This window comes from Streptomyces sp. NBC_01006 (genome assembly GCF_045162725.1).
Classification (GTDB): Bacteria; Actinomycetota; Actinomycetes; order Streptomycetales; family Streptomycetaceae; genus Streptomyces.
The window spans coordinates 3,087,258-3,100,472 of record NZ_CP108700.1 but is presented as its reverse complement, the minus strand read 5'-3'; the positions used below and the strand labels follow the sequence as shown (position 1 = coordinate 3,100,472).

Annotated in this window: 8 protein-coding genes and 1 tRNA gene; 8 read left to right on the top strand and 1 reads right to left on the bottom strand. The window is 73.3% G+C overall.

Annotated features, from left to right (window positions below):
- Nucleotides 1–59: 59 nt before the first annotated feature.
- The 7 genes from pstS (at nucleotide 60) to OG509_RS14010 (ending at nucleotide 11,117) form a co-directional block, all read left to right on the top strand.
- A complete protein-coding gene (gene pstS, locus OG509_RS14040; RefSeq protein WP_406182913.1) occupies nucleotides 60–1,808 on the top strand; it encodes a phosphate ABC transporter substrate-binding protein PstS in 1,749 nt (582 codons plus the stop codon).
- Nucleotides 1,808–4,426 (top strand): hypothetical protein, encoded by a 2,619-nt coding sequence (locus tag OG509_RS14035; protein WP_406182912.1) that lies wholly within the window; start codon nucleotides 1,808–1,810, stop codon nucleotides 4,424–4,426. The genes pstS and OG509_RS14035 overlap by 1 nt, the downstream gene beginning before the upstream one ends.
- 100 nt (nucleotides 4,427–4,526) lie before the next feature.
- Nucleotides 4,527–5,522: a hypothetical protein gene (locus OG509_RS14030; RefSeq protein ID WP_406182911.1), complete on the top strand. Its 996-nt coding sequence runs from the start codon at nucleotides 4,527–4,529 to the stop codon at nucleotides 5,520–5,522.
- A 115-nt stretch (nucleotides 5,523–5,637) separates the two neighbouring features.
- A complete protein-coding gene (locus OG509_RS14025; protein WP_406182910.1) occupies nucleotides 5,638–7,212 on the top strand; it encodes an Ig-like domain repeat protein in 1,575 nt (524 codons plus the stop codon).
- A gap of 109 nt (nucleotides 7,213–7,321) precedes the next feature.
- Nucleotides 7,322–9,364 carry a WxL protein peptidoglycan domain-containing protein gene (locus OG509_RS14020; RefSeq protein WP_406182909.1) on the top strand — a complete coding sequence of 681 codons (2,043 nt, stop codon included), beginning with the start codon at nucleotides 7,322–7,324 and terminating at the stop codon, nucleotides 9,362–9,364.
- Between the two features lie 17 nt (nucleotides 9,365–9,381).
- A complete protein-coding gene (locus OG509_RS14015) occupies nucleotides 9,382–10,287 on the top strand; it encodes a sortase (RefSeq protein ID WP_406182908.1) in 906 nt (301 codons plus the stop codon).
- 11 nt (nucleotides 10,288–10,298) lie between these two features.
- Nucleotides 10,299–11,117: a phosphate ABC transporter ATP-binding protein gene (locus OG509_RS14010; RefSeq protein ID WP_406182907.1), complete on the top strand. Its 819-nt coding sequence runs from the start codon at nucleotides 10,299–10,301 to the stop codon at nucleotides 11,115–11,117.
- A 75-nt stretch (nucleotides 11,118–11,192) separates the two neighbouring features.
- Here OG509_RS14010 and OG509_RS14005 read toward each other — a convergent pair.
- Nucleotides 11,193–11,265, bottom strand: a tRNA-Arg gene (locus OG509_RS14005).
- A 332-nt stretch (nucleotides 11,266–11,597) separates the two neighbouring features.
- On the opposite strand from OG509_RS14005, the gene OG509_RS14000 reads away from it, so the two are divergent.
- Nucleotides 11,598–13,211, top strand: coding sequence for an ATP-binding protein (locus tag OG509_RS14000; RefSeq protein ID WP_406182906.1), 1,614 nt, complete (start codon nucleotides 11,598–11,600; stop codon nucleotides 13,209–13,211).
- The last annotated feature ends 4 nt before the right edge of the window (nucleotides 13,212–13,215 follow it).

Below are 13,215 nucleotides of genomic sequence, written 5' to 3'. Positions count from 1 at the left end.
TCCGCGCGTACCGCCCGCCCGTCCATTCGTACGACATGTCCCTGATCAGGAGAGTTCCGATGCCCGGACGCCCCCCGGCCCGCCCCGTACGCGCCCCGGCGCGCGTGCTCGTCCGCGCGCTCGCCCTGCTCCTCGCCGCCGTCGCGGCCGTGCTGCCGGGCGCCGCGCCCGCCGTCGCCGAAAGCTACGTACCGGTCTCCGGCGCCGGCTCCACCTGGAGCCAGAACGCCCTCGACCAGTGGCGCGCCAACGTCAAGCAGTACGGCATGACCGTCAACTACAGCGGCACGGGATCGTCCGACGGCCGCAACCAGTTCCGCAACGGCACCGTGGACTTCGCCGTCTCCGAGATCCCGTACGGCATCAAGGACTCCGGGGTCGTGGACCCGGCGCCCTCGCGGAAGTTCAGCTACATGCCGATCGTCGCGGGCGGCACGGCCTTCATGTACAACCTCAAGATCGGCAACCGGCGGGTCACCAACCTGCGGCTCTCCGGGGACGTCGTCGCCAAGATCTTCACAGGCACCATCACCGCCTGGAACGACCCGGCCATCAAGGCCGACAACCCGGCCCTCGCCTCCGTCCTCCCCGCCCGCAAGATCGTCCCGGTGGTCCGCTCCGACGGCTCCGGCACGACCGCCCAGCTGACCAACTGGCTGGCCAAGCAGCACGGCGGGCTCTGGGACGCGTACTGCGCCAAGGCCGGCCGCTCCACCCCCTGCGGGCAGACCTCCAACTACCCCGTCGTGGGCGGCCGCGGGTTCGTCGGCCAGTCCGGCTCGAACGGCGTCTCCGGCTACGTCGCCCAGGAGGGCAACGTCGGCACCATCACGTACGTCGAGTACTCCTACGCGGTGGCCACGACCGGCTTCCCCGTCGCCAAGATCCTCAACGAGTCGGGCTACTACACCGAGCCCACCGCCCAGAACGTGGCGGTCTCCCTCACCAACGCCAAGATCGGCTCCGACCTCACCCAGCAGCTCGAAGGGGTCTACGGAGACCGCACCGACCGCCGCAACTACCCGCTCTCCAGCTACAGCTACATGATCATCCCGACCGCGCAGGAAGCGAACTTCAACCCCCAGAAAGGCAAGGCGCTGGGCGCCTTCGCCTACTACTTCCTCTGCGAGGGCCAGCGCTCGGTCGACCGCCTCGGCTACTCGCCGCTGCCGGTCAACCTCGTCCAGGCCGGTCTGGAGCAGGTCCGCCGCATCCCCGGCGTGAGCGCCGAGAACATCGACCTCAAGAACTGCAAGAACCCCACCTTCTCCGCCGACGGCACCAACACCCTCGCCAAGACCGCCCCGCAGCCCCCCGAGTGCGACAAGAAGGGGGCGACCCAGTGCGACACCGGCACCGGCGGCAACAAGACCCCCACCCAGACGGGCAACGGCGCTGGCGGCTCCGGTTCCGCATCCGGCAGCGGCGGCGCCTCGGCCTCCGGTGCGAACGGCGGTACGGGCGCCACGGCGGGCGCGGGCGGTGCGGGCGGATCCGGATCCGGCGGCGGCGGATCCGGGGGAGCGGCCGCCGGCGGCGCGGCGGCCGGGGCCTCCGGAGCGGGCGGCGCGGGCGACGGCGGAGCCGGCGACGGGGGCGGCGGCATCGACCCGGAGACCGGCCAGCCCATCGCGGCCGGAGCCGGCGACCTGTTCGGCGTCCCCGTCACCACCGCGAGCGGCATCGGCGGCACCCTCCAGACCGCGCTCATGGTGCTCGGCGCGCTGCTCCTGCTGGCCGTGACGATCGGCCCGCCGCTGCTCACCAAGCACCTGACGCGGCGCGGGCGTACGGGAGGCGGAAGGTGATGCGACGCCCCCTCCGCCCCCTCCGCTCCGCTCGCTCCCTCCGCCTCCTCCTCGGCTCCCTCTGCCTGGCCCTGCTCCCCGTGGCCGCCACCCTCGGCAGCATCGGCCCGGGCGCCCAGCCCGCCTACGCGGCCGACGGCGGCTCTCCGGCGACCGTCTCCGGCACCGGCGACTTCGCCGACCTCAAGGTCACCGTCAGCCAGACCCGCAACCTCGTCGACCAGGTCGTCCGCATCTCCTGGACCGGCGGCGCCCCGACCGTCTCCGACACCGCGTACGCCGCCAACTACCTCCAGATCATGCAGTGCTGGGGCGACGCGGCCACCGGACCCACCACCGACCAGTGCCAGTTCGGCGGCTCCTCCGCCCTCGGCGCGGGCGCCGGCAACCAGGCCGCCGGCGCCTACACCAACAGCCGCCAGCTCAACTACGGCGCGGGCCTCCAGGACTCCGAGCACCAGCCGCTGCCGCCCGCCACCCCGAGCGGCATCTCGTACGCGCCGTTCCGCACGGTCAACGCGGACCCGGTCAGCCCGGGCAACTGGAACGAGTTCTTCGACGTCAACAGCACCAACGAGGTCCCGTACGCCCGCACCAACGCCCGCGGCACCGGCGAGGTCTACTTCGAGACCCAGACCGCCGTCGAGGCCCCCGGGCTCGGCTGCGGATCCGCCGTCCGCGACGCGCAGGGCCGCACCACCGGCCGCGGCTGCTGGCTGGTCGTCGTACCCCGCGGCACCGCCGAGATCGACGGGAGCCCGTACACCGGCCAGTCCGGCGGCCAGCTCCAGTCCTCCCCGCTCAGCCCGGCCAACTGGAAGCACCGCCTCCTGGTGCCGCTCGGCTTCGAGCCGCTCGGCAGCTACTGTCCCATCGGCGCCGAGGAACGCGGCACCCTCGGCAGCGAGATGGCAGCCGAGGCCGTGACCCGCTGGCAGCCGGCCCTGTGCCAGACCGGCGCCAAGGCCATCTACGGCTACGCCCAGGTCCCCGACGACACGGCCCGCGTCAAACTGCTCTCCGGCGCACCAGGCCTGGTCTTCCTCGGCCGCGCCGCAGCACCCGATCCCGCCCGCAAGCCCGTGTACGCGCCGGTGTCGCTCTCCGGGATCACCATCGGCTTCTTCATCGAGAGCCAGGCCGGCTTCCGCGCGCCCGACGAGGTCAAGGCCCGCAACGGGGCCCGGCTCGGCTCGCTGCGGCTGACCCCGAGGCTCGTCGCGAAGCTGCTGACCGAGTCCTACCGCGACGGCAACTCCCGCTTCGCCGACAGCACCGCGAAGAACCCGGAGAACCTGGGCCGCGACCCGGAGTTCCGCCACTACAACCCCGACTACGCCGACCTCGACTTCGGCGGCAAGCTCGGCGACGCCCTCGTACCGCAGCCGCTCGCCGACACCACCCGCCAGCTGTGGGACTGGGTCGCGCAGGATCCGGCGGCCCGGGAGTTCCTGAGCGGCGTGCCCGACAACACGGGGGCGCACGGGGACCCCTCGTACGCCGGGACGGCCGTCAACCCGAACTACAAGGACCTCGCCCTGCCGACGTCCACGTTCCCCAAGAGCGACCCGTACTGCCAGCCCTTCGATGACCGGCCGAACTTCCCGCTCTGCATCCAGGACAAGCACCCGTACGCCACGGACATGCACGCCGCCGCGCGCGCCGCGAGCCGGGGCGACACCCTCGCCCGTACCTCCTGGGACGCGACCGCAACGCCCCCCGCGTACAAGAAGGACCCGCCGCAGCCGGCCGGCATGCGCGCCGTGCTCGCCGTCACCGACACGGCGACCGCCGACCGGTACGGCCTGGTGCGCGCCGAACTCCTGAACGCGGGCGGCCGGTTCGTCGCCCCGGAGCCCGCCGCCCTGCTCGCCGCCGCGAAGGCCCGCAAGCCCGGGGCGGACGGCACGGACGCGGCGGACGGGGTCAGCGCCCCCGATCCGGGTGCCAAGGATTCGGCGGCCTACCCGCTGACGGTGCTCACATACGCGGCGACCGTGCCCGCCGACCTGACGGTGGCGGAGGGCAAGGACTACGCGGGCCTCCTCTCCTACGCGGCCGGCCAGGGCCAGACCCCGGGCGTGTCCGCCGGAACCCTGCCGAACGGCTACGCCCCGCTGCCCGACGAACTGCGCGCGCAGACCCGGCGGATCGCGGTCCGCGTGCAGAACGAGGCGGGAAAGAAGCCGGCTCCGACCGAACCGGCATCCGGAACCTCCGCCGGATCCGCCACTTCCGGTGGTACGTCGGCCACGACCGCGGGATCCCGGGGCGACTCGGGGTCCGCCCCGGCCGGTGCGGGCACGTCCGCGTCCGGCGGCTCCGAAGCCACCCCGGCACCCGCCGCGGCCGGCGCCGCTTCGCCCGCCGCCGCCTCGGCCCCACCCGGCACGCCCCCGGCGGCAGCCGCCGCGGGCGGTGGCACCGGAGCCGCCGCCGAGGCGGCCGGGGTCACTCCGCGCTGGGTGGTCGGCGCCATCCGGCACGTGCTGCTGATCTGCCTGATCCTGGGCGCGCTCGCGGCCTTCGCCGGCCCGCTGCTGCCCCGCTGGCTGCCGCGGCTGCTCGCGCTGCGCGGCCGACGCGCCGCCGCATCCCCGCCCGGCGAAGGGAGGTGATGCCCGAACACGACCGTCTGATTCGTCCGCGCCAACGGAACTGCACCCAACGCGTGCCGGGCACCACCCGGGGCGCAGCCTAGCTGAGGGGTTATCCCGAGTGAACAAGAAGAAGATCGCCTTCGCCTTCGCCGCAGCCGCCCTCGCGGTCACCGCCGCCGGCGGCAGCATCGCTTTCGCCGACCCGGCCGGCCCGCCGCAGTACCGGCCGCTCTCCGGTGTCGGTTCCGACACCACCCAGGACGTCATGAACGGCCTGGCGGCCGCCATCACCGTCAACGGCCAGAAGGTGATCGGCTCGTACGACGCCACCGGTTCCGCGAACGTCACCACCAAGGACCCGGCGGTCAACGCCAACTGCACGATGGCCCGCCCCAACGGCAGCGGCGCCGGCCGTGCCGCGCTGCTGACCTCCCTCCAGGCGGGCAACGGCTGTCTGGACTTCGCCCGCTCCTCCTCCCTGAACCTGGCGGCGGCGGCCCCGGGTCTGACGTACGTCCCGTTCGCGGTCGACGGCGTCAGCTACGCGATCACCCCGGGGTCGGCGATCCCGCGCAAGCTCGCGCTGGCCGACCTGAAGGCGATCTACCACTGCGACCCGGGCTACGTGGGCTCCGGTCCGAACTACGACATGACCGTCTACCTGCCGCAGGCCGGTTCGGGCACCCGCAGCTTCTGGGAGTCCACGATGGGCATCACCGACGCCGACGTCGTCGCGGGTGTCTACCCCTGCATCAAGGACAAGAAGGGCTCCTCGCCCGTCCAGGAGCACGACGGCCGCGTACTCGACGACAAGTCGATCGTGCCGTTCTCCATCGCCCAGTACCAGGCGCAGTCCTCGCAGACGATCGCCGACCTGCGCGGCCGCGCCATCCTCGGCACGGTCGACGGCCTGGCGCCCACCGTTCTCAACAGCGGTTTCGGTGTGAAGCGCGACGTCTACAACGTGATCCCGACCAGCAAGGTCGCCGTGGCGCCGTGGAGCACCGTGTTCGTCGGCGGGAACTCCGAGATCTGCAAGCAGGCCTCGGTGATCAACACGTACGGGTTCGCCACCAACCCGAACTGCGGCGACACCACCAAGCAGACCCCCTGAGCGCCATCTCTGCCGCTCCTGCCGCTTCGGCCGCTGCACCTGATTCCCACGCATTGATCTTCGCCTCGCTCTTCGCCCCGATCTTCGCTTCGTTCTTCTGACTTCGGAGACTGCTGTGCTGAACAACAGAGTGGCCCGGGCCATGGCCCTGGGTGTCGCCGCCGTGACCGCCGCCTTCGCGGCCGGTCTGGCCGGCGCGGGCGCCGCGTACGCGGCCCCGATCGGCACCATCGACATCAACCCGGCGACGGGTGCGGACACCTCCGGCATCGCGTTCACCACCTCGGCGGCCTGCCCGGCGAACGCCACCAACGTGCTGGTGAAGGTGGAGGGCTCCGGCTTCCCGGCCAGCGGCCTGAACGTGGTCGGCAACTCGCCGATCAGCACCTACCCGACCGCCCCGAACGGCGGCATGGTCATCCCGCTGACCTCGACGATGCGGGACTACGCCAGCCAGGCCGGGTTCACCACCCTCCAGGGCAAGTACGACTTCACGGTCATCTGCCGTACGGCGTTCAACGGCACCAGCCTCGGCGACTACACCGGCGCGGTCTGGTTCACCTCGAACACCACGTACCAGAACACCGACCCGGCGGTGAAGACCGACACCGCCACCGCGCTCGCGGTCACCCCGGCCGGCCCCGCCCAGGCGGGCACCCCGGTCACCCTCACCGCCACCGTCACCCCGGGCGGCGCGGGCGGCACGGTCCAGTTCAAGGACGGCGCGAACAACCTCGGCACCCCGGTCACCGTCAACGCCGGCACCGCCGCGCTGACCACGAGCAACCTCGGTGCCGGCACGCACGACCTGACCGCCGTCTTCACCCCGGCGAGCGCCTCCTTCAACGGCTCGACCTCGGCGAAGGTCTCGTACGCGGTCGCGGCCGTCCCGGCGCAGACCACCACCACGGCCCTGGCCGTCTCCCCGGCCGCCACGGCCCCGCAGTTCAGCCCGGTCACGCTGACCGGCACCGTCACGCCCGCGGGCGCGGCCGGCGCCGTGAAGTTCACCGACACGGTCGGCGGCAACACCGTCACCCTGGGCACCGTCCCGGTCGCGAACGGCTCCGCCACCCTCACCACCAGCAGCCTGGCGGTGGGCAACCACTCCTTCGCGGCCGTGTTCGTGCCGACCGACGCGGGCGCCTTCACCGGCTCCGACTCGGGTGCGATCCCGTACGTGGTCGGCGCGTTCGCCGGCGTCTCGGCCTCCGAGACCATCACCACCACCGTCAACGCCGGTGCGCTGGTCATCAGCGTCGCCAACCCGCAGGTCACGCTGCCCTCGCCGGTACTCAACGGTGATGGCGACCTGCTGACCACCGCCGGGTCCATCAACCCGGTCACCCTCACCGACACCCGCGCCGGAAACCCGGGCTGGACCGTCAGCGGCCAGGTCTCCGACTTCTCCGACGGCGCCACCCACGCCATCAACGGCCAGAACCTCGGCTGGGCCCCGAAGCTCGTCGACAAGGCGCCCGCGCAGACCGTCACGGCCGGCTCGGCCGTCGCGGCGGCGCACGGCGCGGCCGCCGGCGACGCGGGCACGGCGGGCCTCAAGTCCGCCCGCACCCTCGCGAACGGCACCGGCCTCGGCACCGCGCACTTCGGCGCCGACCTCGCGCTGAACGTCCCGACCTCCACGGTGGCCGGCACGTACTCCGCGACCCTCACGCTCACCGCCATCTGATCCAGCTGTGAGCCCCGGGGCGGAACGGGCCGCTGCCCTTCCCCGCGGAACGTTCCGCCCCGCCCCTGACGCCTGGATCTTCCTTCACCCCGGATCGGACGCCTGCGCCATGACTCCCACCGCCCCTGCCGCCCGGCGCCGCCCGGGATCCCCGACCGCCGCCGCTGCTGCTGCCCTGCTGCTCGCCCTGGTGTCCGCGCTGCTCCTCGTACCGGGCGGGGCGGCGCGGGCGGCCGAGGCCGCCGTTGCCTCGCCCGCTTCGGTCACGGAGGACCGGAAGTCCACGTTCGGGGTGCAGCCGGCCGGGCCCAAGGAGCCGGACGCCCGGCCGCACTTCTCGTACGGGGCCACCGGCGGAGCCGGCCTGCGCGACCAGATCGCCGTCTGGAACTACGGCGACCAGCCGCTGACCGTCGCCGTCTACGCGAGCGACGCCGTCAACACCGTCGACGGCGGCTTCGACCTGCTGCCGGCCGGGCAGGCCCCGAAGGACGCCGGCAGCTGGATCAAGCTGGAGAAGGACAAGGTCACGGTGGCTCCGAAGAGCAACGTCATCGTGCCGTTCAGCGTGAGCGTGCCCCGCGACGTCACCCCCGGCGACCACACCGGCGGCATCGTCGCCTCGCTGGCCGCAGGCGGCGAGGACGCCCAGGGGAACAAGGTCAAGCTCGACCAGCGGGTCGGCGCTCGCGTCTACATCCGCGCCGCCGGCACCCTGACCCCGCGCCTGGACGTGCAGGACGTCACCGCCTCGTACGCGGGCACCGCCAACCCCTTCGGCACCGGCTCGGCGACCGTCACGTACACCCTGCGCAACACCGGCAACGTCCGGCTCGGCGCCAAGCAGGCCGTACGGATCAACAGCGTGCTCGGCACCTCCGTCACCGCAGGCGGCCTCAAGGACCTCGGCGACCTGCTGCCCGGCAGCCGGTTGACCGTCACGGCGACGGCGAAGGGGGTGGCGCCGGTGGTGCGCTCCTCGGCCGTCGTCTCCGTCCAGCCCGTCGCCGCCCGCGAGGGCGTGGACCCCAAACTCCCGTCCCTGACCCGCTCGGTGTCGCTGTGGACGGTCCCGTGGACGCTGCTCGCGCTGATCGTCCTGGTCGCGGGCGGCGGGCTGTGGGCCTGGCGCCGGGGGCGCCTGGCCCGGGCCGCGGCCGCGGTGTCCGCGCGCCGGCGTACCGGCTCCACGACCTCCGCCACGTCCGTCACCTCCGAGAACTCGAAGAACGCCAAGAACGCCAAGAACGCCAAGAAGGAGTCCATCGTGCAGTTCATACGCCCCACCCGGCGGACCGCGGCAGGCCTCGCCGCCGCGTCCGCGGCCGTCGCCGCCCTCGCGGTGGCGGCCCTGCCCACGGCGGCCCACGCCGCCCCGACGGGGACGGCGCAGGTCAACCCGGCCACCGGCACGGACACCACCAGCATCGACCTGACCACCTCGGCGGCCTGCCAGGCGCCCTCCACCAACATCCTGGTGAAGGTGACCGGCAAGGGATTCCCGGCCGATGGCAAGAACGTGGTCGGCAACTCGCCCATCTCCACGTACGGGCAGGCCCCGTCGGGCGGGATCGTGGTCCCGCTGACGATGACCATGCGCGACTACGCGAACGAGGCGGGCTTCAGCACGCTGGAGGGGCGCTACGACCTGACGGTGGTGTGCCGCAAGGCCTTCGGCACCGAGACGTACGGGGACTTCACCGGCTCGCTCTGGTTCACCTCGAACACCGCGTACCAAGCGACGGACCCGACGAAGCCGAACCCCACGCCGACGCCGACTCCCACGCCGACTCCCACCCCGACGCCCACACCCACGCCCACCCCGACCCCCACCGCCACGCCGGGCACGACGCCCAGCCCGACCGCCTCGGACTCGACCTCCCCGAGCCCGTCGGGCTCCACCTCCGCGTCCCCCTCGCCCAGCGGCAGCCCGACGGGCGGCACTTCGGGCACGGGCGGTGACAGCGTCGGCGTCTCCACCAACGTCTCGGCCGGCGCCGCCTCCTCCGGCTCCGGCGGCAAGGGCGGCCTCGCCAACACCGGCGCCGACGCCGCCACCGTCGGCATGCTCGGCGCCGGCCTGGTCGCCGCCGGCGGCCTCGCGGTGTGGTGGGCCCGCCGTCGCGGCCTGCTGACCTTCCCGGGCAACTGACCGGCGGAGCACAGAACATGACCGTCACCTCCGCCCCGCCGGTGGACGTGCAGCCCGACCCCGCGCCCGTCCCCGCCGCCGCAGCCGCCAAGACCGCGCCGGCGGGGCCGGGCCTGTGGGCCACCGGCGCCGCCCTGGCCATCCTCGGGGCCCTGCTGCTCGGCTTCGTCGCCGAGGTGGGCCCCCTCGGCCACCTCCGCCACGAACGGGACCGCCGGGTCGCGTACGCGCAGCTGCGCGACCGGCTCGCCAACGCCACGGCCCCGGTGGGGCCCACCGACCCGGGCACCCCGGTCGCGCTGATCACGATCCCGCAGATCGGGGTCAAGGAGGTCGTCCTGGAAGGGACCTCCGCCGAAACCCTGGCCTCGGGGCCCGGCCACCGCCGCGACACGGTGCTGCCCGGCCAGCCCGGCACCAGCATCCTGATGGGCCGCCAGGCCGGGTACGGCGGCCCGTTCGGGCACATCGGCGACCTGGAGCGGGGCGAGACCCTCACCGTCACGACCGGCCAGGGGGAGCACGAGTACCGGGTGCTGGGCGTCCGCCGCGCCGGCGACCCGAAGCCCGTCAAGCTGCCCGCGGGTGCGGGCCGGCTGACCTTGATGACCGCGAGCGGGACCCCGTACATGCCCGGCGGTGTCCTCCAGGTCGACGCCGAACTCGTCTCGCCCCCGCAGCAGTCCGGCGGGCGCATGCCGGGGCGGCTCCCCGCCGCCGAGGCGCCGATGGCGGGTCAGGCCTCCGCCTGGCTGCCGCTGGTCCTGTGGGGGCAGGCGCTGCTGCTCGCCGCCGCCGCACTGGCCTGGGCCCGGGTCCGCTGGGGCCGCGGGCACACCTGGCTGGTCGGGGTCCCCGTACTGGCCGCCCTCGGTCTCGACGCCGCCGACCAGGCCGCTCTCCTCCTGCCCAACCTCCTGTGAACGAGGCCCTGATGTCCCAGACCATCGAACTCCCCGCCGTGTCCGCGACCGCGGGATCCTCCTCCCTCGACGCCCGGGACATCTCGGCCTGGTTCGGCGGCCGCAAGGTCCTCAATCGGGTCTCGCTGACGATGCCCGGCGGCCGGGTGACGGCGCTGATCGGCCCCTCGGGCTGCGGCAAGTCCACGTTCCTGCGCATCCTGAACCGGATGCACGAGCTGATCCCGGGCGCCGAACTGGCCGGGGAGGTGCTGCTGGACGGCGAGGACATCTACGCCCGCGGCCGCCGCCTCACCGACGCCCGCCGCCGGATCGGCATGGTCTTCCAGAAGCCGAACCCGTTCCCGGCGATGTCGGTGTACGACAACGTCACGGCGGGCCTGAAGCTGACGGGAATCCGTGCGAGCAGCCGGACGAAGGACGACCTGGTGGAGGAATGCCTGACCAAGGCCGGGCTGTGGAAGGAGGTCCGCGACCGCCTCCGCCAGCCGGGCGGAGCCCTCTCGGGCGGCCAGCAGCAGCGCCTGTGCATCGCCCGCTCCCTGGCGGTACGTCCGCAGATCCTGCTGATGGACGAGCCCTGCTCGGCGCTCGACCCCACCTCCACGCGCCGCATCGAGGAGACGATCCGGGAGCTGGCCGAGGAGGTCACCATCGTGATCGTCACGCACAACATGCAGCAGGCGGCCCGCGTCTCGGACCAGTGCGCCTTCTTCCTCGCGGAACAGGGCACCCCGGGCCACATCGTCGAACACGGCCCGACGGAGGCGATGTTCTCCACCCCGACGGACCCCCGCACATCGGACTACGTCCAGGGCCGCTTCGGCTAGGGGGTCTGCCCCAAGGACCCCTGACCTGCACGAAAGCCCTCTCCTGAGGGGAGGGCTCGGGTGGGACGTGGAGAGTGCCCCCGGCAGGACTCGAACCTGCGGCCAAGTGCTTAGAAGGCACCTGCTCTATCCACTGAGCTACGGGGGCCGGAAGGTGGCCGTGGTGGCCTGGAGCCCCGGGGTGGGGGTGGGACTCTCGTCCGGACCGGGTCAAGGATAGGGCTCCGGCCGCCTTGTCCTGGTTGCTTCACCCGCGTGCCACGATGTGGAGGTTCGGTGAAGCGGTCCCGATAATCGCAGGCGGGTGCGATTCTCGCACCGCTTTTGCGCCGCGGCGCCCCTGGTGTTGTGCACTCGTTATGCCTGAGTCCCACTCGTCCGGTGTGCCCGAAAGGTCTCACCGGACTCGCGATCGGCGCGCAGAGGGCGTATAAGCTTCAAAAATGGTCCCAAATTGGGCATTCTTCGCATGTGGTGACCTTGGATGTTCGGCCTCAGCTGCTCGATGCCCTGTCCGCCCTGCGCGACCGGGTCGCGTCCGTGCGTCTGCCGCTGCCCCTGCCCGGCGCCCCGCGCGCCCGCCAGACCAGAGCCGAGCTGCTCGCGCAGCTCGACGACTACCTCGTACCCCGGCTGAAGGCGCCCGAGGCGCCGATGCTCGCCGTCGTCGGCGGGTCCACCGGGGCCGGTAAGTCCACTCTCGTCAACTCCCTCGTGGGACGCCAAGTGAGTGAGGCCGGCGTCCTGCGGCCCACCACCCGCATCCCCGTACTCGTCTGCCATCCGGATGACCATCACTGGTTCGCCGGCATGCGGGTGCTCCCCGACCTGATGCGGGTCTGGGCCCCGCCAGGCGAGGACGACCCCCTCCCCGGACCCCACCGCGGCTCCCCCCGCGGATCCGGGAACTCCGCCGCCACCCGTGAACTGCGCATCGAGACCGTCGCCGGCCTCCCGCGCGGACTCGCCATCCTCGACGCCCCCGACATCGACTCCCTCGTGGTCGAGAACCGGACGCTCGCCGCGCAGCTCATCTGCGCCGCCGACATCTGGGTCATGGTCACCACCGCCTCGCGGTACGCCGACGCCGTCCCCTGGCACCTGCTGCGCACCGCCAAGCAGTACAAGGCCACCCTCAGCATCGTCCTCGACCGGGTCCCGCACCAGGTGCTCGCCGAGGTCTCGCGCCAGTACGGGGCCCTGCTCACCCGGGCCGGGCTGGGCGACGTACCGCGCTTCACGGTGCCCGAGCTGCCCGAGTCGGCCGGCGGGGGCGGGCTGCTGCCCGCCAGCGCCGTCGCCCCGCTCTTCGCGTGGCTCGCCCACCACGCGCAGGACCCCGCCGCCCGCCAGTACGCCGTCGGGCGGACCGCGCTCGGCGCGCTCGACTCCCTCGGGCGCCGCATGCCGGAGCTGGCATCCGCCGTCGCCGCCCAGCACGCCGCCGCCGTACGGCTGACATCGGCCGTCGAGGACGCCTACAAGCGGGAGGGCAAGCGGGTCCGGGGCCGCCTCGACCAGGGCGCCGTGCTGGCCGGGGACGCGCTGACGCGGTGGCGCGGCTACCCCCTCGACACGAGCGCCGACGAACTGCTCGACTCGCTCGCCGAGTCGCTCGCCGCGCTGCTCCAGTGCGCCGTGGCCGCCGCCGACGAGCGGATCGCCCAGGCCTGGCGGCGCGAGCCGGCCGCCGGGGCGGTGCAGTTGCCCGCGCCCGACCGGGAGGCGGCGGAACGTATCGGCATGGCCGTACGGCACTGGCGGCGCGTACTGGAGGAACTCGCAGAGGAAGAGGTCGCCCGGCTCGACAAGCAGCCCGCACCCGACCCGGACGGGGTCGCCGCCCTCCTCGTCGCGGCCCTCCTCGGCGGCAAACGGGCCCGGCCCGCCGGGGAGAAGCTCGCCGAGCGGATCGGCGTACAGGCCGCCGTACGACTGCGCGACCGGGGCGGCGAACTGGTCGCCGAGCACCTGGAGCAGGTGCTGCGCGCCGAACGGGACCGCCGGCTGGCCCCGCTGGAGGCGCTCGAAGTGACGCCGGAACCGCAGGCCGAGCTGATCGCCGCGCTGTCCCTACTGCAGAAGGAGAGGTGACGCG